Source organism: Microbispora triticiradicis (genome assembly GCF_005864065.1).
Taxonomy (GTDB): Bacteria; Actinomycetota; Actinomycetes; order Streptosporangiales; family Streptosporangiaceae; genus Microbispora; species Microbispora triticiradicis.
Map to the genome: position 1 here is coordinate 330,703 of NZ_VANP01000005.1, position 22,722 is coordinate 353,424.

Here is a 22,722-nt window from a genome sequence, read left to right on the forward strand (position 1 = left end):
AGGAGGCGGGTCAGCTCACCGAGGAGTAGGCGACGACTCCGCGGCGCATGGCGTCGACGGCCTTGCCGGCGTTCTCCGCGACCTTGCCGCCCCTCGGCGCGGCCTCCCTGATCTGCCCGAGCAGGTCGAGCAGCTGCTTGATCCAGCGGACGAAGTCGCCCGCCGCGAGGTCGCAGTCGGTCAGCACGGCGTCGAGGCTGTGGCCCTTGGCCCACCGGAAGGCCGCCCAGGCGAAGCCGACGTCGGGCTCGCGGACGAACGACAGGCCGTGATCCTGTTCGATGCCCTCCAGCTCGCCGAACAGGCGCACCATCTCCGCGAGCGCGTCCCTGGCGGCGCCTGCCGGGATCTTGGGACTGCGCATGTCGTCGGACTGACGCGACTCGTAAACCAGCGCCGACACGCAGGCGGCGAGCTCGGCGGGGTCGAGCCGGTCCCACACGCCCGCCCGCAGGCACTCGGAGGTGAGCAGGTCGAGCTCGGTGTAGAGGGAGGCGAGCCTGCGGCCCTCCTGGGTGACGGTCTCGCCCTCCAGGTAGCCGAGCTGGTCGAGCACCCCGCAGACCCGGTCGAAGGTCCGCGCGATGACGTGGGAGCGCCCCTCGACCCGGCGGCGCAGGCCCTCGGTCTCGCGGAGCAGCTTGTAGTAGCGCTCGGCCCACCGGGCGTGGTCCTCGCGCTGGTCGCAGCCGTGACAGGGGTGCTGCCGCAGCTCGCGGCGCAGCCGGAGGATCTCCTCGTCCTCCGCTGCGTGGTCACGCGCCCGGGGCGGCTTGCCGAGGTCGCGGTCGCCCAGCTTCGCGTGCACGGTCGAGACGAGGTTCGCCCGTTCCTTGGGCGAGCGGGGGTTGAAGCCCTTGGGAATCCTGATCTTGTCGACCGGCTCCACCGGCACCGGGAAGTCGGCCGCCGACAGCCGCTTCACCTGCTTGCCGATCGTCAGCACGAGCGGCGCCGGCCCCTCGTGGCCCCGGGCGTTGGTGCCCGGGTCGAGCACGACCGCGATGCCCGCGCGCCGCCCGCCCGGCACCCGGATGACGTCCCCGGGCTTGAGCTCCTCAAGCGACTGCACGGCCTGGGCCCGCCGGGCCGCGCCCCGCTGGCGCGACAGCTCCGCCTCGCGGTCCGACAGTTTCCTGCGCATCGCCGCGTACTCCTGGAAGTCGCCGAGGTGGCAGGTCATCGCCTCGGAGTAGCCCTCCAGGGCGTGCTCCGCCTTGCGGAGCTGGCGGGCCAGCCCGACCACCGCCCGGTCGGCCTGGAACTGGGCGAAGGAGTCCTCCAGCAGCGTGCGCGCCCGCTCCCGGCCGACCTGCCCCACGAGGTTGACCGCCATGTTGTACGACGGCTTGAAGCTGGAGCGCAGCGGATAGGTGCGGGTGCCCGCGAGGCCGGCGACCGCGAGGGGGTCCATCCCCGGCTGCCAGACCACCACCGCGTGGCCCTCGATGTCGATGCCGCGCCGCCCGGCCCGTCCGGTGAGCTGGGTGTACTCCCCCGGGGTGAGGTCGGCGTGGGTCTCGCCGTTCCACTTGTCCAGCTTCTCGATGACCACCGACCTGGCCGGCATGTTGATGCCGAGCGCCAGCGTCTCGGTCGCGAAGACCGCCTTCACCAGGCCCTTGGTGAACAGCTCCTCGACGACCTCCTTGAACGCGGGCAGCATGCCCGCGTGATGTGCCGCGAGGCCGCGCTCCAGGCAGTCGCGCCATTCGAGGTAGCCGAGCACCGCGAGGTCCTCGTCGGGCAGGTGGGCCGTGCGCTCGTCCACGATCTGGCGGATCTCGTGGCTCTCGGTCTGGGTGGTGAGGCGCAGCCCGGAGTAGAGACACTGCATGACCGCGGCGTCGCAGCCGTTGCGGGAGAAGATGAAGGTGATCGCCGGAAGCAGGCCCTCGGCGTCGAGCTTCTCGATCACGTCGGAGCGGCTCGGGGTCGTGCCCCGGCCGGGACGCGAGTAGCCCCGCCTGCCCCGGGCCTGCGCCAGCCGCATCTCGTCGCGGGAGATCCGCATCAGGGACGGGTTCACCCGCAGGACGCCGTCGCCCTCGTTGACGAACAGGTCGTACATCCGGTTGCCGACCAGCATGTGCTGCCACAGCGGCACCGGCCGGTGCTCGTCGACGATGACCGTGGTGTCGCCGCGCACCTCGCCCAGCCACTCGCCGAACTCCTCGGCGTTGCTGACCGTCGCCGACAGGGCCACCACCCGCACCGACTCCGGCAGGTGGATGATGACCTCCTCCCAGACCGCGCCGCGGAACCGGTCGGCGAGGTAGTGGACCTCGTCCATCACGACGTACGCGAGGCCGGTCAGCGTGTTCGACCCCGCGTACAGCATGTTGCGCAGGACCTCGGTGGTCATCACGACGATCGGGGCCTCGCCGTTGACGCTGTTGTCACCGGTGAGGAGACCGACCTTGCGCGCGCCGTACCGCCGGACCAGGTCGTTGTACTTCTGGTTGGACAACGCCTTGATGGGCGTGGTGTAGAAGCACTTGCGGCCCTGCTCCAGGGCCAGATGGACGGCGAACTCCCCCACCACCGTCTTGCCCGACCCGGTGGGCGCGGCCACCAGCACGCCGTCCCCCGCCTCCAGCGCCTGGCAGGCGTCGATCTGGAACTCGTCGAGCTCGAAGTCGTAAAGTTCGCGGAACGAGGCGAGAGCCGGCCCGGCACCGGACTGCCCCTCACGGAAAGCGGCGTAGCGTTCCGCTGGCGTACTCATACGTCAACCCTACCGATAACGGGATTCCGGGCAGCCCTTCCCGCTTCACCGTCGGGGCGCTCGGACCTTCTCTTCTCATGCCCGCGGCGTATTCCTTTACGTTGTAGATTCGGGGACCAGGACGTGGAGGGCGGCCGGCTCGACCACGCAGGTGAGGGGGGCGGTGCCGATCCGCTCGCCGTCGGCGTAGGCGACGGTGTCCGGGGCCTCGATCTCCACCCGCCGGGCCCGTCGCAGGGTCACCGCGGGGTGCCCGACGTGACTGCCCCGGTAGACCCGGGGGAACGTGCGGAGGAACTCCGCCTTCGGGATCGCTCCGAGCACGAGGACGTCGAGCAGGCCGTCGTCGGGCCGCGCGTCGGGGCACACCCGCATCCCGGCGCCGTACGAGCGGGTGTTGGCCACCGCCACGAGCATCGCCTCGCGCTCGACGGCCTCGCCGTCGAGGGTGATGCGGAACGGGATCGGCGTGAACGAGCGCAGTTCCCGCGCGAGCGCGACGAGATACCTGGCCATGCCGGGCGGCCACGTCATGACGTTGGCCCGTTCGTTGACGCGGGAGTCGAACCCGCAGGCGAGGACCCCGGCGAACCACTCCCCCGTACCGGTCCTGCCCGCGTCCACGGCCCTGGACGCGCCGCGGGTCACGACGTCCGCCGCGGCGAGCAGGTCCCGGCGGGGGACGCCGAGGGCGGCGGCGATGTCGTTGCCGGTGCCCGCGGGCAGGATGCCGAGCGGCACGGACGTCCCGGCCACGGCCTGTACGGCGAGGTGGACCAGGCCGTCGCCGCCGAACGCGACGAGTGCGGCGGGACCGGCGGCGACGGCCGCACGGGCCCGGTCGAGCGCGTCCTTCGCCGAGGTGCCGACGACCACAGAGACCGGGCGGCCGTCCGCGCGCAGCCGGCGCAGCACCGGGGCGAGCAGGCGCAGCGTACGGCCGCCGCGGGCGGCGGGGTTCACCAGAACGACAAGGTCATCGCGCACAGGCGGAACCTACCGCCGCCCGCGCGGCGGCACCAGAGCGGTTCTCCGGTCAGTCCCGGGCGTCGACCGAGGCCGAGTCCGCCGCGGCGGACGGCCCGTCGAGCTCCTCCTCGATGGCACGTGCGTGGGCCGCGTCGGCGGCGTCGCGCTTCTTGTCGTGGAAGTACATGAAGGCCATCGCGACGAAGAACAACGCGACCATCGGGAGCGCCAGGGCCAGCATGGTGATGGGGTCCTGGCTCGGCGTCGCGACGGCGGCGAAGACGAACATCAGGAACACGACCATGCGGGTGTGCTTGGACACCATCCGGTAGCGCACCACGCCGATGACGTTGAGGAACACCAGCAGCAGCGGCATAAGGAAGGAGATGCCGAAGATGATGAGCATCGCCAGCGCGAAGCTGAGGTACTCGTTGATGCTCACCAGCGTCAGCGTGCCGTCGGGGGCGAAGCCGAGCAGCAGCGCCAGGCCCTTGTCCATGGTGATGTAGGCCAGGGCCGCTCCGGCCGTGAACAGCGGGACGGAGAGGCCGAGGAACGCCACGGTGTACCGGCGCTCGTTCTGATACAGGCCCGGGGTCACGAAGGCCCAGAGCTGGTAGATCCAGAACACCGCCGACACCACCAGGCCGAACATGACCGCGACCTTGAGGTTCACGAAGAACGAGTCGAAGACTCCGTTCACCACCAGGATGCACTGGTCCTTGTTGAACTGGTGGGCCTGCGGCAGGCGGCAGTACGGCTGCTTGAGGAAGTTCCAGATGGGCTCGAAGTAGATGAACCCGACGGCGGTTCCGACGACCACCGCCAGGATGGCTTTCACCAGCCGGTTGCGCAGCTCGCGGAGATGCTCCATGAGCGTCATCCGCCCGTCCTCCGACGTGACCACGGGAGTAGACCGTTTCAGCAGCGCCATCTAGCTCGTCCTGGGATCGATGGGGGTGTGCGGCGGTGGCTAGTTGGAGCGCGGCTCGTTCTGCGAGCTCACCGGCTGCTGCGTCTCACGCAGCCTCCGGTTCTCCTCCTCCAGCGCGCGCAGCCGCTCGTCGACCGACGGGGTTGCCGGGGGGATCTGCGCCGGCGGCGGGGCGACGGTCTGGGCCTCGGCCCGCGCCGTGGTGGCCTTCGCCTCGTCCTCGTCGCTCATCTTGCTGGTTTCCTTCTTGAACAGGCGCAGCGACTGCCCCAGAGCCTTCGCGGTGTCGGGGAGCTTCTTGGCGCCGAAAAGAAGGATCAGAACCAGGAGGATCAGGATCCATTCCATGGGTCCGAGGTTGGGCATGTCGTGTCCTTACCGCGAGGGCCGTACCTACTCCACCGATCGTACGCGCAGAACGGCCTGAAGTTCACCTGCTGTCCGAATCCGCTGTTGGGCTGATCTTGCGAAACAGCTCCTCCCGGGCCCGCACTCGGCTCCTCGCCCGGTCGACCTCGGCCCGCAGCGCCCGCGCGGCGGCGAACACCCGGGCGGCCGGCCAGGCGAGGACGGCGAGCCCGGCCACGGCCGCCCCGGTGAGGGCGAAGATCCAGGTCATTCCGGTCCTCTCGCAGGTCAGGCGGGGTGCCGAGGGTCAGACCGCGGTCTCGTAGGCGGCCAGCGCCTCGGTGGCGGCGGCCGACACCCGCTCGGCAAGGGACGCCGGGGACACCACCCGGCCGCTGTCGCCCAGCCGGAGCGCGAGCCGTACGAGCCAGGACTGGTCACGAGCCCGCAACGATACGCGGAGCCGGCCCTCCCCCAGCTCGGCGACCTCCTCGCACGGGTAGTACTCGGCCACCCAGCGCCCGGCGGGGGTGAGCTCCAGCTCCACCACCTCGTCGCCGTCCGACGGCCGGAACACGCCCCGGGTGACGTCCATCGGCTCCGCCTCGGCCGGCGGGTCGGCGGCCACGTCGAGCACCTCGACGTCCTTGATCCGGTCGACGCGGAACATCCGCATCGCCTCCGCGCGGTAGCACCAGCCCTCCAGGTAGTGCTGCCCGTCCACGAGCACCACCCGCAGCGGGTCGACCTCCCTGGGGGTGATCTCGTCCCGGCCCGGCACGTAGTAGCGCAGCGAGAGCCTGCGGCCCCGCCGGGCGGCGTCGGTGATGACCGCGTGGGCGTCCGGGGCCGCGCCGATCTCCACCTGGACCTGGCTGCTCACCGTGGCGGCGCCGTCGCCGGCCGCCTGCTCCAGCTTCGCGATGACCCGTCCGAGCACGTCGCGGTCCTGGAACTCGGGCAGCTCGTCGAGCATGCGCAGCGCGACGAGCAGGGCGCTCGCCTCGTCCACGCCGAGCTTCAGCGGGCGGGCGATCGCGTCGGCGTTGTCGATGAGGATCTCGCCGCCGTCCCACGAGACGTCGATCAGGTCGCCGGGGGTGTGGCCGGGCAGCCCGCACATCCAGACGAGCTGGAGGTCGTCGACGAGCTGCTTCTCCGACAGGCCGAACAGCCGCGCCACCTCGGGCACCTGTGCGCCCGGGTGCGACATGAGGTACGGCACGAGCGCGAGCAGCCGCGGCAGCCGGTCCGAGCTCACTGCAGGGCTCCCTTCAGACGGCGGATCACGGCCTCGCGGGCGTCCGGCGGCTCGACCACCACGGCGTTGCGGCCGAGACTGGCCAGCCAGCCCGCCAGGCGCTCGGGGTCGGCGAAGGTCACCTCGGCCTCGTCCCACTCCTCCGGCCCGGTGCGTACGGCCTGGGCGGCGTGGCGCAGCCCGAGACAGGTCCCCTTGCGCACGCGCACCAGCGCGACCCGCTCCCTGGGCAGATCCTGGTAGCCCACCATCGACCGCAGGTCGAGCCCCTCGGGGACGGTGAAGGCACCCGGACGCCCGAGAGTGGAGACGGCCCCGGTGATCCGGCTGAGCCGGAAGACCCGGGGCGCTCCGCGGTCGCGGTCGTGGCCGACGAGATACCACCTGCCGCGCCGGCTGACGACGCCCCACGGCTCGACCGTCCGCCGCAGCACCGACTCGCTGCCGGCCGAGCGGTAGTCGAACGTCACGGCCCGCCGGTCCCGCACGGCCTCCCACAGGGCGGGGAACGCCGGATCGCGGGTGTCCACCCGCAGCTCCAGGGGGCTCTCCGGGAGGTCGGCGTGCACGCCACCGGCCGTGAGCTTCAGCAGGGCCCCGCTGGCGGCCTCCGCCAGGCTGGCCCGCTGCCACACCTGGGCGGCCAGGCCGATGACGGCGGCCTCGTCCGGCTCCAGCGTGATCTCGGGCAGCTCGTAGGACTCGCGGCTGATCCGGTAGCCGGGATCGTCCTCCCAGGGGTCCTTGTGGACCTCGATCGGGATGCCGATCTCGCGCAGTTCGTTCTTGTCGCGCTCGAACATGCGCTGGAAGGCCTCGTCGTTGTCCGGGTCGTACCCGGGCACGGCCTGCCGGATCTGCTCCGCGCTCAGCGGCCGCCGCGTCGCGAGCAGGCAGATCACCAGGTTGAGCAGCCGCTCGGTCTTCCGCCGCGACATGGGGCCTCCCTTCCGTCGGAAACGCTACCCTTTCCGGCGTGATCAGATGGCGCAAGGGCGAGGTGGTGCGGGTTCGGCGCGAGTGGCCGGGGGCGGTGGAACTCGACGTCGCCGTCGCCGAAGGCGAGTGCCGGGCACTCGCCTATCCCCCGCTCGTCGGACGCCCTGAGGTGGGCGACACCGTCCTGCTCAACACGACCGCCCTCGCCATGGGCCTCGGTACGGGAGGGTACGCCATGGTGGTGGCCGTCCCCGACCGTTTGCCGCAAGATCCTTCCGGCCCCGGCCACCTCGTGAAGGCACGCTACACCCCCTTGCAGGCCACCGTGCTCGGCGCGGACGAGCAGGGCTCCCCCCACCACGAGGCGCTGCGCGAGGCCGACTCGCTCGACGGCATGCCGGTCGTGGTGGCCGACCTGCACTCCGCGCTGCCCGCGATCCTGTGCGGCCTGTACGCGGACTCCCCGGGGATCAGGGTGGCGTACGTGATGCAGGACGGCGGGGCGCTGCCGGCGTGGTTCTCCATGTCGTGCGCGAAGCTGCGGGAGGTCGAATGGCTGTGCGGGGTCGTGACGACCGGCCAGTCGTTCGGCGGTGACGTCGAGGCGGTCACGCTGCACACCGGTCTCCTCGCGGCCCGCCACGTGCTCGGCGCGGACGTCGCGGTGGTCGCGCAGGGCCCGGGCAACCTCGGCACCGGCACCCGCTGGGGGTTCTCCGGCGTCGCCGCGGGCGAGGCGGTGAACGCCGCGGCCGTGCTGTCCGGCCGGCCCGTGGCCGCGCTCAGGGTGAGCGAGGGCGACCTGCGCGAGCGGCACGTCGGGGTGTCGCACCACTCGCTCACCGCGTACGGCCGGGTGGCGCTGGCCCCGGCCCGGGTCGCCGTGCCCGTCCTGCCCGGCCCGTTCGGGGCCACCGTGAGCGAGCAGGCCGCGACCCTCGCCGGCCGGCACGAGATCGTCACGGTGCCGGTGGACGGCCTGCACGAGGCGCTGAAGGCGTCACCCGTGCGGCTGTCGACGATGGGCCGCGGCCTGGAGGAGGATCTCGCCTACTTCCTCACCTCGGCCGCCGCCGGGCGGGACGCCGCCTCGCTGCTGTCGTAGAACTCACGGAACGTGAACGCCTCCGGGCCCGCCCCTTCGGCCCGGAGGACGCTCAGGCGCGCCATGGCCTCGGCGAGCGACGGCCGATAGCCCTCGGGCACCCACCACATCACGGTGTACGGCTCGGCGGCCCGGTGGAACCACTCCAGGCGGCGCCGCATCACGGGCAGGTGCGCGCTGCGGTAGACGAAGTTCCACAGTGTCTCGCGCGACTCCCAGATCGAGAAGTTCACGAGCAGGTCGTCCCCGTAGTCGTGGCGGATCGTGTCGGTGGGATCCTCGCCCCCCTTCATGCGCCAGACGAATCCGGGGGCGGCGTCCGACAACGCGTTGATCGGTTCCAGGGCGGCGACGAAGTCCGCCAGAGTGAGGGAGTCGAGGGGTTCCCTGAGATGGGCGACGTTGAGCTGGGCGAGATGCATGCCCCGATTCTAAGTCAATCTTCGTTGTTTTTAGAAGCCCTCGGGTTTTCGGAAGCTCCGGTGTTCTGGGAAGCCTCCGGGTTTGCGAAAGCCTCCGGGGTCGCGGCGGCCCGGGTGAAGGCGACACAACACTCCCCCGGCCGCGGGTCGAGGGCGGCGGAGACTCCGGTCTCCCCCAGGCCGGCCAGCAGCCCCTCGCACAGCGCGGCGTTCATCGAGCACACCAGCAGGGGATGGCTCTCGGCCAGCACGTGGAAGGGGCAGTTGCGCAGCCGGATCCGCCCCTCCTCCTCGTACGGCTCGTAGCCCCGCTCCCGCAGCACCTCCGCGAGATCGCCGGCCTCGCCGGAAGCCTCTTCCGGGGCCGCTTGGGCGGCGAGGCGCTTTCCGGCCCGGCGGGCGGCCTCCTCCGCCTTCTCCTCGCCGCCCAGCAGGTCGACGGTCTCGGCCAGCACGAGCGCGAGCGTGCGGTAGTCGCGGGGCGGCAGGCTCACCGACCGCTCCTCACGCGCCCGCCGGTAGACCTTTGCCGGACGCCCGCTGCCCGGACCCGTCCTGCCGGTGAGCCGCCGGAAGCCCGCCTCCAACAGGCCCGCATCCACCAGCTTGTCGAGGTGGAAGGCCGCCAGCGTCCGCTGGACCCCGACGGCCTCGGCCGCCTCGTTGCGGCCCACGTCCCGCCCCCGCTCGCTCACGAACCGGTACAACGCCCGCCGCACCGGATCGCCCAGCGCGCTCATCGACTCCAGGTCGTCGCTCACCACAGCGGGAGTCTAGGTGCCCCTCCCGCCGGCCTTTTCCGCGCCGGTCGCCCAGAGCCGGCACCTCGCCGCGTTGCCGTCCGGCGTTGACACCGCCGTGGCGGCGCTGATTTGTTAGGAAACCTTCCTGGCCGGTCCCCCGCAGGCGCACCCCGCTCCGCCTCCCCGCCTCTCCTCCGCGGGTTCCGGGCGGGCGGCCCGGCGCGGGCGCAGAACGGAGCGACGCACGTGCAGACCCCCCTGATCAGGCATGTCCCCCGGCGGGCGGCCCTGCTGCTGGCCCTCGCGGCCGTCGTCCCCGCGGCGACTGCGCCGGGCGCGCACGCGGCCCCCGCCCCCGGCGCCTCCCCCGGCCCAGCCCTGTCGATCACCGTACGGCCCGCGCCGACCGGCCTCACGGACGCGAGGAAGAAGGAGATCGCGATGGAGATCGTCTCCAGCGCGGAGAACTCCTCGCTCGACTGGAAGGCCCAGTACGCGTACATCGAGGACATCGACGACGGGCGCGGCTACACGGCGGGCGTCATCGGGTTCTGCTCCGGCACCGGCGACATGCTCGACCTGGTGGAGGTCTACGCCAGGCGCAGGCCCGGGAGCGCGCTCGCCGGATATCTCCCGGCGCTGCGGAAGGTGAACGGCACCGCCTCGCACCGGGGACTCGGCCCCGGCTTCGTGAAGGCCTGGCGCGCCGCCGCGACCGACCCGGTCTTCCGGCGGGCGCAGGACGCCGAACGCGACCGGGTCTACTTCGATCCGGCCGTCGCGCGGGCCGAGGCCGACGGTCTGCGCGCCCTCGGCCAGTTCGTCTACTACGACGCGATCGTCATGCACGGTCCCGGCGCCGACCCGGTCAGCTTCGGCGGCATCCGCAGGACGGCCATGAGGAAGGCGAGAACCCCGGCGCAGGGCGGCGACGAGGTCGCCTATCTCAACGCGTTCCTCGACGCCCGGAAGGCGGTGATGAGGACCGAGGAGGCGCACGCCGACACCAGCCGGGTCGACACGGCCCAGCGGGTGTTCCTCAGGAGCGGCAACCTCGACCTCGACCCTCCGCTGCGCTGGAAGGTGTACGGCGACGCCTACGAGATCCCCGGCTGACCCGTCGCCCCCGATCCGCCCGGCACCCGTCCGGCGAGCGGGCGGGGCCGGGGATCGGGGCTCTGGTGGTGCGGCGGCGCAGTCAGGCGGCGCCGAGGACGTCGACGACGAAGACGAGGGTGTCGGTGCCCTTGATGCCGCCCTGCTCGTTGCCCTTCTTGCCGTAGCCGAGCTCCGGCGGGATCGTCAGGAGCACGCGGCTGCCGACCGGGACGCCGGTCAGGCCCTGCGCCCAGCCCTTGACGACCTGGTTGAGGGCGAACGTCGCGGGCTGGCCGCGGTCCCAGCTGGAGTCGAACTTCTTGTCGGTGCCCCAGATCTTGCCGACGTAGTGGGCGAGGACCGTCTGGTCGGCCTTCACCTCCGGGCCGCCGCCCTTGATCACGGTCTTGACCGTGAGCTTCTTCGGGGCCTTCTCGCTGGTCTTGGTGGTGAGCCCGGGGGCCTTGTCGCCGGCGGAGCCGTCCAGCTTGACACCGGTGACGCCCGGGTCGACCGCGGTGCCCTGGACCGACTTCAGCGTGGCCGAGACGACGTCGATGACCAGCACCTGCGACGTGCTGTCGAAGTCCTGGCCCTGCTGCTTGGCCTGGGTGAGCTGATCGGCGGAGAGGTTGTCCTTGGCGACCACGGCCATCACCCGGCCGCCGGGCTTGGCGCCGACCAGCGCCTCGTGCAGCGCCTTGGGCAGCTGCGGGCTGACCGTCACGAACTCCGACTTGTTCTGGTCGTAGTCGGAACCGGCCGCCTTGTTCTCCTTGCCGTCCCAGTTGTAGACCGTGACCTTCGCGGTGAGGACGTCACCGTCCTTGGCGGGCGTCCCCTGGCCCTCGAGCACCTTGAGAGAGGCGGAGGTGAGGGAGGGCTTGCCCGAGGGGAAGGTCAGGGTCGGCTTCTGGCCGGCCGCACCGGTCACCTTGATGGCCGAGGCAGCGGCCTGGCCGCTGGAGGCGGCGCTCCCGGGGCTCGCGGTGGACGTGCTCTTCTGCGCGGTTCCGCAGGCGGCGGCGAGCAGGAGAGGTAGGGCGGCGACGAGTGCCGTACGACGGCGCATATGGGAATCCTCAAACAGACAGCGGGTCCGGGCCAGGCTACCCGAACCCGCCGTCAGAGCGGTGTAAGAGATCACATACCCGCGATGAGCTTGTCGACCCTCTCGTCCACGCTGCGGAACGGATCCTTGCACAGCACCGTCCGCTGGGCCTGGTCGTTGAGCTTCAGGTGGACCCAGTCAACGGTGAAGTCACGCCGCTTCTCCTGCGCCTTGCGGATGAACTCTCCGCGCAGCTTGGCCCGCGTGGTCTGCGGCGGAACCGATTTCGCCTCGAAGATCCGGACGTCGTCGGCCACCCGCTCGACCGCTCCCCTCTTCTGCAGGAGGTAGAAGAGGCCGCGCTTGCGGTGGACGTCGTGGTAGGCGAGGTCGAGCTGCGCCACCCGGGGCGAGGACAGCGGCAGGTCGTACTTCTGTCTGTAACGTTCAATCATCTGGTACTTGGTGACCCAGTCGATCTCCCGCGAGACGAGGTCGAGGTCGCCGGTCTCGACCGCGCGCAGCGTGCGTTCCCACAGCTCCAGCACCCGCTTGGCGATCTCGTCCCCGCCGCGGCGGTCGACGAAGTCGCGCGCCTTGGCGAGGTACTCCTGCTGGATCTCCAGGGACGACGCCTCCCTGCCGTTGGCCAGGCGCACCCGGCGGCGCCCGGTCATGTCGTGGGACACCTCCCGGATGGCCCTGATCGGGTTCTCCAGGGACAGGTCCCGCATGACGATCCCGGCCTCGATCATGCGCAGCACCAGGTCGGTGGCGCCGACCTTGAGCAGCATCGTGGTCTCGCTCATGTTCGAGTCGCCCACGATGACGTGCAGCCGGCGGAACCGCTCGGCGTCCGCGTGCGGCTCGTCGCGGGTGTTGATGATCGGCCGGGACCGGGTGGTCGCCGAGGAGACGCCCTCCCAGATGTGCTCGGCCCGCTGGGAGACGCAGTAGACGGCTCCGCGCGGGGTCTGCAGCACCTTGCCCGCGCCGCAGATGATCTGCCGCGTCACCAGGTAGGGGATCAGGACGTCGGCCAGCCGCCCGAACTCCCCGTGCCGGCCCACGAGGTAGTTCTCGTGGCAGCCGTAGGAGTTGCCGGCCGAATCGGTGTTGTTCTTGAACAGGTAGATGTCTCCCGCGATGCCCTCCTCGCGGAGCCGCTTCTCGGCGTCCACGAGGAGACCCTCCAGGATCCGCTCCCCCGCCTTGTCGTGGGTCACCAGCTCCACGACGTTGTCACACTCAGGGGTTGCGTACTCGGGATGGCTGCCCACATCCAGGTACAGGCGCGCTCCGTTGCGCAGGAAGACGTTGCTCGATCGGCCCCAGGACACCACTCGCCGGAACAGGTACCGCGCCACCTCGTCCGGCGACAGCCTCCGCTGCCCGCGGAACGTACAGGTGACGCCGTACTCGTTCTCCAGCCCGAATATGCGTCGATCCATCACCTCACCCTATTCCCCGGAACCGGCGGCCGAACAGTGATCAGGCGGGGGAATGCGACGGAGGTGCTCTCAGGGGGCGTAAATCTCCACCACCTTGACGATCTGCCCCCTCTGCACCGTGATGAGTGCCCGCAGGTCACCGGCGTCGGCCCGCAGGATCAGCTTGTCGCGGGGACAGCGCTGGGTGCCCACATAACGGCTGTTGATGGTCTGGTCGTCGCCCTTGCATCCGACGGCGCTGAGGAACACGACGCTCTTCGCGAGGGGCGCGGCGAAGGCCATCACGTCGCCTTCGGGCGGTCCTTCGAAGTGGCCGTTCGTGCTGCCGCCGACCTCCGGCACGAATCTGATCGGCCGGTACTCCGCGACGTTCTCGTCCTGCATGGTGACCAGCTGCCCGCGCAGCACGCCGTCCCTGCTCGGGCTGAGGCCCTTGGTGAAGTCGTGCCCGGGGTCAGACTGGAAGGTCTCGCCGAAGACGTCGGGCGTCGCGGCGGTGATCGGCGGACCGGCCTTCTCCGTCTTCCGGGGAGCGGGGGTCGTGGCCGCGGGTACGGGGGCGTCCGACGTGCTGGGGGCCTGCGAGGCCTCCGGGGTGTTGCCGGACGGCTCCGCCGGGGAGGCCGGCGCCGTCACGGTCACCGTGGCGGTGGCCGTGGCCGTGGCGCCGGAGGAGCCGGAGCAGGCGGTCAGCGACAGGAGGGCGACGGCGACGGCCGGGACGCCCGCACGCCGGAAAAGATCAAATGTCGTCACAACCGGATGAGACTAGCGAAACAGGGCTTTGGTTGAGCCGGAATCCCCAATGCGGCCCAATCCCTGACGCGGCCCACGGAGGAGCCCGCGGACACGGCGGCGGCGCCGCGCCCCCGGAGAGGGACGCGGCGCCGTGGCGCGTACGGCGAGGAGTGCCCTACTCGCCGGAGCCCGTGTCGATGTCGCCCTCGGGCGCGATCGGCGGGGCGGTGGGCGGCGGCACCGCGGGAGTGGTGTCGGGGGCGTGCTCGGCGGTGGCGTCGCCCGCGGGCTCCCCGCCCGCGGCGCCTCCGCCGCTCTCCCGGCCCTCCTGCAGGATCCGCTCCAGCCGCGGGGGGGTCAGGCGCAGGAACTTGCGGTGCTCCCGGGCCCGGTCGAGCACGGCGACCTCAAGCTGCGTCGCGGGCGGGCGCTCGCCGCCCGGCTCGGTGAGGGCGGCCAGTGCGGCGTCGAGCGCCCGCGGCAGCGGCAGCCCCTCCCGGTAACGCTCCTTGAGCCGGCCCGCCACGGCTTCGGCCTGGCCGCCGATCACGGCCATGCCCTGCTCGTCGAACACCGAGCCGTCGAAGGTGAGCCGGTAGATCTGGTCGTCCTCGGGCACGTCGCCCACCTCGGCCACGACGATCTCGACCTCGAGCGACTTGATCGACTCGGTGAAGATCATGCCGAGGTGCTGGGCGTACAGGTTGGCGAGGCCGCGCCCGGTGACGTCGCTGCGGTTGAAGGTGTAGCCGTTGATGTCGGCGTAGCGGATGCCGGCGAGCCGCAGCGACTCGAACTCGTTGTACCGCCCGACCGCGGCGAAGCCGATGCGGTCGTAGATCTCGCTGATCTTGTGCAGCGCCCTGGACGGGTTGGGCGCCACGAACAGGATGCCGTCGGCGTACTGCATGACGACCACGCTGCGACCTCGGGCGATGCCCTTTCGGGCGTACTCCGCCCTGTCCCGCATGATCTGCTCGGGTGAGGCATATCCTCCGAAGGGGATGGACACCGGGGGTGATCCTCTCTTGGGTTAGCGCAGCGGGGCGGTCGGGCCTTCTGGAGCGGTCATCCGCGTCTCCAGCATCGACTCGACGAACTCGGCGACCTCGTCGTCCGGCAGGCGGCGGTACCCGTCGGCGTTGATGACCGCCACCACGGGCCAGATCCGTCGTGTGACGTCGGGCCCGCCCGTCGCCGAGTCGTCGTCGGCCGCGTCGTACAGCGCGTGCAGGCAGGCCAGGACGGCGTCCTGCGGGCTGCTGTTCTCCCGGTACAGCTTCTTCAGCGAGCCCCGCGCGAAGATCGAGCCCGAGCCGATCGAGTGGTAGCCGAACTGCTCGTACGGCCCGCCGCCCACGTCGTAGCTGAAGATCCGGCCGCCGTCGCGGGCCGGGTCGTAGGCCGCGAACAGCGGCACGACCGCCAGGCCCTGCATCGCCATGGGCAGGTTCTCGCGGATCATGGTGGCCAGGCGGTGCGCCTTGCCCTCCGTGGACAGCGAGCGGCCTTCCCGCTTCTCGTAGTGCTCAAGCTCGACCCGGTAAAGGAGGGCCACCTCGATGCCGAGGCTCGCCGTACCCGCGATGCCGATGCAGGAGTAGTCGTCGGTGCGGAACACCTTCTCGATGTCCCGCTGCGAGATGATGTTCCCGGAGGTCGCCCGCCTGTCACCCGCCATCACCACGCCGCCCTCGCAGGTCGCCGCGACGATGGTGGTCGCGTGCGGGATCTGCTCGCCCACCGGGGCCGCCAGCGTCTGCGCGCGGGTCGGCAGCAGGTTCGGCGCGTGCGCGCCGAGGAACTCGGTGAACGACGACGACCCCGTATCTATGAAGAGGCTGTTCATCCAGGCCGGCTGAGATGCCACGCGACTCCCTCCAAGCATGCGTTGTTACGCCCGACCCTACTCAGGTCGGCGCACTGGTTGCACTCTTCCCGATCAGCTCAGCGCGAACCGAGATCACCGGGCGCGCCGGTCCACGACCCCGGCTCGCTCGCCGGACCTTCTCTTTACGCGGAGGTGATCGTCCGCCCCGGCCGGCGTGTCCGCACGTCAGGGCGTACGGGAAAGGCGCGGGGCCGGGCGTGGTTGTGCGCCGCCGCCGGTGGGGAAGGTGCAGGGGCACGGGACGCCGGACGCCGAGCCGGGGAGGGTGAGGACGTGAAGACGGTGAACGTGGGCATCGCCGGGCTGGGCGTGATCGCGCAGGCCGTCTACCTGCCCCTGCTGGCGCGGCGGCGCGACCTGTTCCGGATCGCCGCCGTGTGCGACCTCGACCGCGACCTCGCGGAGGCGGTCGGCCGGGAGGCCGGCGCAACGGCGTACGACGACCCGCTGGCGATGCTCGACGGAGCCGGTGGAATCGGCGGCGGTGGACTCAACGGGGGCGGACCCGGCGGAGGCGGGCTCGACGCGGTCCTCGTGCTGACGCCGGGATCCCACGGCCCGCTGGTGCGGGCCGCGCTCGAACGCGGCCTGTGGGTGCTGGCCGAGAAGCCGCTCGCCTACAGCCGCGCCGAACTGGACGGCCTGCCCGGCGACCGGCTGATGGTCGGCTACATGAAGCAGTACGACCCCGCCTCCCAGCGGCTGCTGGAGGCGCTGCACGAGGCGGGCGGGCCGGGCGTCGTCCGCCACCTGGACGCCACCGTGCTGCACCCGTCGGAGGACTCCCAGCTGCTGTTCGCCCGCGTGCGCCGCGGACGTCCCGCGCCCGGGCGCGTCGCCCCCTACGCCGAGGCCGACGAGGAGGCGCTCACCGCCGCGCTCGGCACGTCGTCGGAACGGCTGCGGCGGCTGTACGCGGAGGTCGTGCTGGGCAGCCTCTGCCACGAACTGTCGCTCATGCGGCTGTTCACCGGGTCGCCCGACACCGTGGACCACGTCGCCGTGTGGCCCGCCGACGCCTTCCCGCCGTCGGTCGAGCTGAGCGGGACCCTGCCCGCCGAGGGCTCCGGCAGGTACGGCGTGCGCTGGCACCACCTGCCGAGCTACCCGGCCTACCACGAGATCGTGACGCTGCACCACGAGCACGGTTCGATGGAGCTGCGCTTCCCCTCGCCCTACCTGCTCAACGCGCCCACCCGGCTGACGGTCGCGTGCCGGGTCGGGACCACCGAGCGGACGATCGTGCACGAGGACGTCGCCGAGTCATTCGAGCGGCAGCTTCTCGCCTTCCACCGGTTCGTCACGCAGGACGAACGTCCACTCACCGGACTGGACGGGGCCCTGGAGGATATCGTCACGGCGCAGCGGATCGTCCACCGGTACGCCCGGTGGGCGGGCATCCCGATCGCCGGGGAGTGCGCGGGCGAGCCCACCGGCGCCCCGCCGCAGGCGACCGCCGGGGGCGCCGACAGCAGCGACGCCGAGGAGGGCGCGAGTGGAGCCGGTCACGCCGAGGAGCGCGTCAGCCGACCGTGAGCCACCCGCCGGCCCGGCGGACCCCGCTCCCGCTCCCGCCGATGCGGCGGAGCCCCGGCCCGTGAACGCGGACGAATGCGCACCCGCCCCCGCCACCACGCCTGCCATCGCCGATGCCGGACTCCGGTCCGCGAGTGCGGGCCGGCTGCAACCCCCTGCCGGCTCGGCGGAGCCCGTGCCCGCGCGGGACGTGCCGGGCGCGGGCCGGGAGATCGTGGTGGTTCCGCACACCCACTGGGACCGCGAGTGGTATCTCCCCTTCCAGCGGTTCCGGGCCGGGCTGGTGCGCGTGCTCGACGAGGTCCTGGACGCCATGACGGCCGATCCCGCCTACCGGTTCACCATGGACGGCCAGCTCGCGGCGATCGAGGACTACCTGGAGCTCCGGCCGTCCCGGCGCGGCGACGTCGCGCGTCTCGTCGCCGAGGGGCGGCTGGCCGCCGGGCCCTGGCTGATCCTCGCCGACGAGTTCCTGTGCTCGGGCGAGACCCTGCTGCGCAACCTGGAGTACGGCATGCGCGGCGCCGCCGCGCTCGGCGGGGCGATGCCGGTCGGCTACCTGCCCGACCAGTTCGGCCACTGCGCGCAGATGCCGCAGATGCTCGCGCTGGCCGGGCTGCGCCGGGCCTGCCTGTGGCGCGGCGTGCCGGCCCGCGTGGACCGCGACGTCTTCGACTGGACCGGCGCCGACGGCACGGCGATCAGGACGAGATACCTGCCCGGCGGGTACGGCAACGCGTCGGGCCTGTTCACCGGCCCGCCGGAGGGCCTGCCCGACCGGGTCGCCGCCTTCGCCTCCGTGATGGAGGGCTGGGCGGCGGGAGAGACCCTGCTGGCGATGTGCGGCGGCGACCACTCGGCCCCCGTCCGGGAGATCACCGCTTCCGGACTGCGCGTCGCCACCCTCGCCGAGGCCCTCGCCGACGACGGCGTCGCGCCGGAGCCCGCCGACGAACCCGAGCACGGGCCGGAGCCTGGGCCGCACGATGGGCCGGAGCGGAGGCCAGGCTGGGCGAACCCGGGCCCGGACGCGGGCGGCCGTCCGGACACGACGGCCGGCGACCGTCCGGACAGGATGGCAGACGGCCGGTCCGCCGAAACCGAGCGGACGGTTCCGCGAGTGCGGGGTGAACTGCGCTCGCACGCACGGGCGAACATCCTGCCCGGCGTCGTCTCGGCGCGTGTCCCGCTCAAACAGGCCATGGCGCGGGCCGAACGGACTCTCATCCGCTACGCCGAGCCGCTGGCGGCACTGTGGCTCGCGGACCGGTCGTCCCGGCGGCACGCCGCCGGCCATGCCCAGGAGGAACGGCCGCCCGGGTCCGCCGCCCGCGCGAACCCCCTCGGTCCCGGCCGCGAACCTCTCGGCGAGGCTCCGGCCGGGCGGCTGCTCGACATGGCGTGGCGGGCGGTGATCGCCGCCGGCGGGCACGACTCCGTCACCGGGTGCGGCTCCGACGAGACCGCTCTCCAGGTGGCCGCGCGGATCGCGGAGGCCGGGCAGACGGCCCAGGCGGTCGTGGACCTCGTCGCCGCCGCGCTCGCCGAGGCGGCGCCGAAGGGCTCCCTCGTGGTCGTCAACCCCTCGCCGTTCGAACGGACCGGCCTGGTGCTCGCCGACCTGCCGGAAGGCCGCGCCCGGCTGGTGGACGCGGCGGGACGCGCGGTCCCCCTCCAGCGGCTCGGGCACGCGCCCACGCTGCTCGACGAGACCGTCATGGACGACCTGCGGCTGCTCCTCGGCCGCGTCCACGAGCGTGAGCTCTACGGCCACGAGATCGTCTCCTGGGACGCGGCGGACGGCGTCTTCACCGTGACCGTGAGCCGTCACGCCTCCGGCCGCTACGCCTACGAGGACCTGCGGCGGGCGATCCTGGAGGCGGGCCCGGGGTTCTGGGTCGTCCGCACGGTGGCCGAGCCCGTGGTCACCGTCGCGGCGCTCGTCACCGTGCCGCCGCTCGGCCGCTCCGTCCTCACCTCCCGGTCCCCCGCACCCGCCGGCGACCGGGACGACGCCGCCCGCGCCGAAGCCCCGCAGCCTGCCGGAGGCACCGCGCCTGCCGGTGCCTCCGTCCCGGAAGAGGCCGCCGTCCCGGAGGAGACCGCCGGGCGCGCGGAGCCGGCCGCGGTGGCGCACCCCCTGCGGGTCGATCCGTACGGCTTCGACCCGGTGCTCGACAACGGGCTGCTGCGGGTGTCCGTGGCCGCAGACGGGACGCTCTCGCTGCTCGCCGCCGACGGAACCGAGGTCCACGGGGTCGGACGCGTCGTCCACGGCGGGGACGTCGGCGACACCTACAACCACGCCCCGCCGCCGATCGACCGGCTCCTCGACCGGCCCGTGGACGTCTCCGTCGAGGAGATCTGCTCGGGCCCGCTCACCGGTGTGTACGAGATCGTCCGGGAGTACGACTGGCCTGCCGCGATCGGCGACGGCACAGCGCTGTCCGGCAACACAGGGTGGTCCGGCGGCGCGGACGTCCGGACGGTCGTGACCACCCGGGTGGAGCTGCGGGCGGGCGAGCCGTACGCGCGGTGCGAGATCACCATGGACGTGCGCTGCCGCGACCACCGCGTCCGCTGGCACACGCCGCTGCCACGGGCGGCGGCGGAGTCGTACGCGGAGGGGCAGTTCGCGGTGGTGCGGCGGGGCCTGACGGCCGAGGGCGGGGGCGGCGAGCGGCCGATCCCGACCTTCCCCGCGGAGTCGTTCGCCGCCGCGGGCGGCCTGGCCGTGCTGCTCGACCATGTCAGCGAATACGAGATCACCGAGGGCGGGACGGAGCTGGCGGTGACGCTGGTCCGGTCCGTCGGCCATCTGTCCAGGAACCGCAACCCTTACCGGGACGAGCCGGCGGGCCCCGAGATCCCGGCTCCGGCCGCCCAGTGCCAGGGGCCGCTGTCGGTGCGCCTCGCCGTCCTGCCGTACGCGGGCGAGTGGCACGAGGTGGGGCTGCCGCGACTCGCGGAGGAGTTCCGCCATGATCTGCTCGCCGTACCGGGCGCCGGCCGGGCGGCTCAGCCCGGTCGCGGGCCGGACGCCGGACCGGGCGTCGGGCTGTCGGTGTCGGGAGAGGGCGTGGTGATGGCGGCGCTGCGCGAGCGGGACGGACGGCTGGAGGTCCGCCTGGTGGCCGAGTATCCCACGGTCACCGAGGCGGTCGTGCGGGGCGGTTTCACCGCGGCCTGGACGGCCGACGCATTGGGCTCCCCGGTGCGTCCGCTGCCGGTGCGGGACGGATGCGTACGGCTCCGCCTGCGGCCCTTCGAGATCGCCACGATCCACCTCTCGGAGGATTGACCGGGCACCCTCCCGGCCAGCGCTTTTCCGACGGCCCGGCCGGGGTAGGGGAAATATCCACTCGCCTCCGGCACCGGGCGAGCATCAGTGGGGCAGGAGGAGGGCATGCTGGACCGGTCGCACCGCCTGGAGCCGGGCCGCCTGGAACGCTTCGCTCTCCGCGGCGCGCCGGGACTGGCCGTGGTGAGCCTGGCGGGCACCGGTTTCGCACTCCTGACCGGTCTGGTGGCCGGCCGGTGGGAGCCGCTGTACGCCGCCGACCGGGCCGTGACCGACGATCTCAACCGACTGGTGGCCGGCGACGCGCTCACCCTGGAGATCCTCAGCACGCTGACCGACTTCGGCGGCGGCACCGTCCTCACCTGTGTGCTGGTCCTCGCCACGGTTCTCCTGCTCGTCCGGCGCGAGGTACGGCAGGCCGCCTACGTCGTGGCCACGTCGCTCGGCTCGCTGATCCTCTACCCCGTGCTGAAGCTGCTGATCGGCAGGCTGCGTCCCGTCGTGGCCGAGCCCGTGGCCACGGCGACCGGGTTGAGCTTCCCCAGCGGGCACTCCATGAGCTCCCTGGTCTCCTACGGCGTGCTGCTGCTGGTCTTCGCGCCGCTCGCGCCTCGCCGGGCGCGTGCCCTCGCCGTCGCCGCGGTCGCCTGCCTCGTCGTGCTCGTCGGCTTCACCCGCGTCGCGCTCGGCGTGCACCACCTGAGCGACGTGATCGGCGGCTGGCTCCTCGGGCTGGTCTGGCTGTGGGTCACCGCCGCGGCCTTCCGGCCCTGGCGTCCGGAGGTCGTGCCCGGCACCTCACCGGATGAGGGACCGGTCCTGGAGGACGCCGCGGCCCCGCGGCCCGGACCGCACAGGGGCCGGGAGCCTGGGGGCCGGGAGACTGGGGGCCGGGAGCCGCTGCCGCGTCCCTGGCGCGCCGCGGCGGAGGCGCTGACGGCCTGGGTGCTCGTCCTCGGGGCGCTGTTCGGGACCGGGCTGCTGCTCACCCGGGCGTCCGGGAGCACGGCCCTGGCGGTCGCCGATCACGTGGTCGTCCGGTGGGTGGCCGATCTGCGTGGTCCGGTGCTGGACGGGGTGGCCGCGTTCGGCAGCCGGATCGGAGGCACTCCGTGGATCCTCGCCGGCGCCCTCGCGGCCTGCGCTCTCGTCCTGGCCGTGCTGCGGCGCGCACGGCCGGCGCTGTTCCTGCTCGTGGCGACGGCCGGGCAACTGGCCCTGGTCCTCACCGCCGCGGCGGCCGTCGGCCGCTCCCAGCCCGCCGAGCCCGTCCGTCTGCCCGGCGACCTGACCATCGTCCGGCCCACCGCCCCGCCGGTCGCCCCACCCGGCGATCCGGCGGCCGGCCTGGCGGTCGCCGTGCACGAGTCCTGGCCGCCGCTGACGTCCGGCTTCCCCTCCGGCCAGGTCGCCGGCGTGGTGGCCCTCTTCACGGCGATCGTGGTGCTGGTCCGGCACAGTGCGGCACGCCGCCCCTGGCTACTGGCCGCGGGCGCGGCGGCCGTGCTCGTCCCGCTGCTGTGCGCCCTGTCGCAGATCTACCGTGGAACGCAGCACCCCATAGGCGTGCTCGCGAGCGCGCTGCTGGCGCTTCCGTGGGTCGCCGTGGCGTGGTGGGTGCTGCTCCGCGACCGGTCACACCGAACACATCGGCCACTTGGCCCACACCGTCCGCCCGGTCGCCGAAGCCGGTGACCGGCCGGGCGCTCGCCCGGCCGGCAACGGGGGCGCGGCGGCCGGCGCACCGGATGGTCCCGGGCGCCGCCACCGGCCCAGACGTCTCCCCCCTGGGTTACTGTCCGCCCTTCTGCACGTAGGAGCGGACGAACTCCTCCGCGTTCTCCTCCAGGACCTCGTCGATCTCGTCCAGGATCGCGTCGACATCGTCAGTGAGCTTCTCGTGGCGCTCCTGCACGTCCGAAGACGCCTGCGCCTCGACTTCCTCGACCTCGTTCTCCTGGCGGCCAGTCTGCTTCTGGCCGCCACCGGTTTCCTTGGTCGCCATCCCTGACACCTCCGCTGCTCGGGGGGACGCCTCTCCCCATATCTTCCCCGAACCGACCGACAATGCGCGCCCCGGGGCACGCGATCTTTGGAACGGTGCCCGCGGCGGGCACATCGGCCCTCGGCATGGGCCTTCTCTACATCGGATCGTTATCGACGTCACACTCTTCGTGGCCGCCTTTGGTCGTCGCGCCCCCACCTAC

20 protein-coding genes are annotated in these 22,722 nt (G+C 72.5%); 5 read left to right on the forward strand and 15 right to left on the reverse strand.

From position 1 onward, the window contains the following. Positions 1-10 precede the first annotated feature (10 nt). From FED44_RS15630 to FED44_RS15660, 7 genes are all read right to left on the reverse strand, one after another. A complete protein-coding gene (locus FED44_RS15630) occupies positions 11-2,728 on the reverse strand; it encodes a DEAD/DEAH box helicase (protein WP_117408320.1) in 2,718 nt (905 codons plus the stop codon). A 96-nt stretch (positions 2,729-2,824) separates the two neighbouring features. Beyond that, entirely contained in the window at positions 2,825-3,715 is an 891-nt protein-coding gene (locus FED44_RS15635) for a diacylglycerol/lipid kinase family protein (protein WP_138461123.1), read from the reverse strand. Between the two features lie 49 nt (positions 3,716-3,764). After that, entirely contained in the window at positions 3,765-4,631 is an 867-nt protein-coding gene (gene tatC / locus FED44_RS15640) for a twin-arginine translocase subunit TatC (RefSeq protein WP_117408322.1), read from the reverse strand. 39 nt (positions 4,632-4,670) lie between these two features. Next, the gene (tatA, locus tag FED44_RS15645; protein ID WP_117408323.1) at positions 4,671-4,997 is read right to left on the reverse strand and encodes a Sec-independent protein translocase subunit TatA; all 327 of its coding nucleotides are present in this window, start codon (positions 4,995-4,997) and stop codon (positions 4,671-4,673) included. 64 nt (positions 4,998-5,061) lie between these two features. Beyond that, positions 5,062-5,250 (reverse strand): hypothetical protein, encoded by a 189-nt coding sequence (locus FED44_RS15650; protein ID WP_117408324.1) that lies wholly within the window; start codon positions 5,248-5,250, stop codon positions 5,062-5,064. 36 nt (positions 5,251-5,286) lie between these two features. Next, a complete protein-coding gene (locus FED44_RS15655; protein ID WP_244301966.1) occupies positions 5,287-6,240 on the reverse strand; it encodes a helix-turn-helix transcriptional regulator in 954 nt (317 codons plus the stop codon). Next, positions 6,237-7,178: a helix-turn-helix transcriptional regulator gene (locus FED44_RS15660; protein WP_117408325.1), complete on the reverse strand. Its 942-nt coding sequence runs from the start codon at positions 7,176-7,178 to the stop codon at positions 6,237-6,239. The genes FED44_RS15655 and FED44_RS15660 overlap by 4 nt, the downstream gene beginning before the upstream one ends. Before the next feature lie 38 nt (positions 7,179-7,216). Between FED44_RS15660 and FED44_RS15665 the strand changes: the two genes are divergently transcribed. After that, entirely contained in the window at positions 7,217-8,284 is a 1,068-nt protein-coding gene (locus FED44_RS15665) for a DUF3866 family protein (RefSeq protein WP_138461124.1), read from the forward strand. Here the strand turns inward: FED44_RS15665 and FED44_RS15670 are convergent. Both FED44_RS15670 and FED44_RS15675 read right to left on the reverse strand, forming a co-directional pair. Further along, a complete protein-coding gene (locus tag FED44_RS15670) occupies positions 8,230-8,706 on the reverse strand; it encodes a DUF3291 domain-containing protein (protein ID WP_138461125.1) in 477 nt (158 codons plus the stop codon). The two genes, FED44_RS15665 and FED44_RS15670, sit on opposite strands and share 55 nt — an antisense overlap. 14 nt (positions 8,707-8,720) lie before the next feature. Further along, positions 8,721-9,446, reverse strand: coding sequence for a helix-turn-helix transcriptional regulator (locus FED44_RS15675; protein WP_396698175.1), 726 nt, complete (start codon positions 9,444-9,446; stop codon positions 8,721-8,723). A gap of 249 nt (positions 9,447-9,695) precedes the next feature. Between FED44_RS15675 and FED44_RS15680 the strand changes: the two genes are divergently transcribed. Next, positions 9,696-10,565 carry a chitosanase gene (locus tag FED44_RS15680; RefSeq protein ID WP_279633869.1) on the forward strand — a complete coding sequence of 290 codons (870 nt, stop codon included), beginning with the start codon at positions 9,696-9,698 and terminating at the stop codon, positions 10,563-10,565. A gap of 82 nt (positions 10,566-10,647) precedes the next feature. Here FED44_RS15680 and FED44_RS15685 read toward each other — a convergent pair whose 3' ends face one another. The 5 genes from FED44_RS15685 to prcB form a co-directional block, all read right to left on the reverse strand. Then, complete coding sequence (locus FED44_RS15685; RefSeq protein WP_117408752.1) at positions 10,648-11,619, reverse strand: FKBP-type peptidyl-prolyl cis-trans isomerase; 972 nt, start codon at positions 11,617-11,619, stop codon at positions 10,648-10,650. A gap of 71 nt (positions 11,620-11,690) precedes the next feature. Continuing rightward, positions 11,691-13,049 carry a Pup--protein ligase gene (pafA, locus tag FED44_RS15690; protein ID WP_117408751.1) on the reverse strand — a complete coding sequence of 453 codons (1,359 nt, stop codon included), beginning with the start codon at positions 13,047-13,049 and terminating at the stop codon, positions 11,691-11,693. 69 nt (positions 13,050-13,118) lie between these two features. After that, positions 13,119-13,805 (reverse strand): hypothetical protein, encoded by a 687-nt coding sequence (locus tag FED44_RS15695; protein ID WP_117408750.1) that lies wholly within the window; start codon positions 13,803-13,805, stop codon positions 13,119-13,121. Between the two features lie 157 nt (positions 13,806-13,962). After that, complete coding sequence (gene prcA / locus FED44_RS15700; RefSeq protein WP_117408749.1) at positions 13,963-14,799, reverse strand: proteasome subunit alpha; 837 nt, start codon at positions 14,797-14,799, stop codon at positions 13,963-13,965. Between the two features lie 21 nt (positions 14,800-14,820). After that, entirely contained in the window at positions 14,821-15,636 is an 816-nt protein-coding gene (gene prcB / locus FED44_RS15705; protein ID WP_208759019.1) for a proteasome subunit beta, read from the reverse strand. Positions 15,637-15,951: 315 nt separating this feature from the next. On the opposite strand from prcB, the gene FED44_RS15710 reads away from it, so the two are divergent. The 3 genes from FED44_RS15710 to FED44_RS15720 all read left to right on the forward strand — a co-directional run bounded on the left by FED44_RS15710 (position 15,952) and on the right by FED44_RS15720 (position 22,210). Next, positions 15,952-17,214: a Gfo/Idh/MocA family protein gene (locus FED44_RS15710; protein ID WP_244301968.1), complete on the forward strand. Its 1,263-nt coding sequence runs from the start codon at positions 15,952-15,954 to the stop codon at positions 17,212-17,214. Positions 17,215-17,275: 61 nt separating this feature from the next. Then, a complete protein-coding gene (locus tag FED44_RS15715; RefSeq protein ID WP_244301970.1) occupies positions 17,276-20,515 on the forward strand; it encodes a glycoside hydrolase family 38 N-terminal domain-containing protein in 3,240 nt (1,079 codons plus the stop codon). Between the two features lie 105 nt (positions 20,516-20,620). Beyond that, on the forward strand, positions 20,621-22,210 hold the full coding sequence (locus tag FED44_RS15720; protein WP_138461126.1) for a phosphatase PAP2 family protein: 1,590 nt from the start codon (positions 20,621-20,623) through the stop codon (positions 22,208-22,210). Between the two features lie 97 nt (positions 22,211-22,307). On the opposite strand, the gene FED44_RS15725 is transcribed toward FED44_RS15720, so the two are convergent. Further along, on the reverse strand, positions 22,308-22,520 hold the full coding sequence (locus FED44_RS15725; RefSeq protein ID WP_117408698.1) for a ubiquitin-like protein Pup: 213 nt from the start codon (positions 22,518-22,520) through the stop codon (positions 22,308-22,310). Positions 22,521-22,722 lie beyond the last annotated feature (202 nt).

Coding starts and splice junctions, on each gene's coding strand:
- FED44_RS15630 (WP_117408320.1), bottom strand. CDS start 2,728: ATGAGTACGCCAGCGGAACGCTACGCCGCTTTCCGTGAGGGGCAGTCC.
- tatC (WP_117408322.1), bottom strand. CDS start 4,631: ATGGCGCTGCTGAAACGGTCTACTCCCGTGGTCACGTCGGAGGACGGG.
- tatA (WP_117408323.1), bottom strand. CDS start 4,997: ATGCCCAACCTCGGACCCATGGAATGGATCCTGATCCTCCTGGTTCTG.
- FED44_RS15650 (WP_117408324.1), bottom strand. CDS start 5,250: ATGACCTGGATCTTCGCCCTCACCGGGGCGGCCGTGGCCGGGCTCGCC.
- FED44_RS15660 (WP_117408325.1), bottom strand. CDS start 7,178: ATGTCGCGGCGGAAGACCGAGCGGCTGCTCAACCTGGTGATCTGCCTG.
- FED44_RS15670 (WP_138461125.1), bottom strand. CDS start 8,706: ATGCATCTCGCCCAGCTCAACGTCGCCCATCTCAGGGAACCCCTCGAC.
- FED44_RS15675 (WP_396698175.1), bottom strand. CDS start 9,446: ATGAGCGCGCTGGGCGATCCGGTGCGGCGGGCGTTGTACCGGTTCGTG.
- FED44_RS15685 (WP_117408752.1), bottom strand. CDS start 11,619: ATGCGCCGTCGTACGGCACTCGTCGCCGCCCTACCTCTCCTGCTCGCC.
- pafA (WP_117408751.1), bottom strand. CDS start 13,049: ATGGATCGACGCATATTCGGGCTGGAGAACGAGTACGGCGTCACCTGT.
- prcB (WP_208759019.1), bottom strand. CDS start 15,636: ATGAACAGCCTCTTCATAGATACGGGGTCGTCGTCGTTCACCGAGTTC.
- FED44_RS15720 (WP_138461126.1), top strand. CDS start 20,621: ATGCTGGACCGGTCGCACCGCCTGGAGCCGGGCCGCCTGGAACGCTTC.
- FED44_RS15725 (WP_117408698.1), bottom strand. CDS start 22,520: ATGGCGACCAAGGAAACCGGTGGCGGCCAGAAGCAGACTGGCCGCCAG.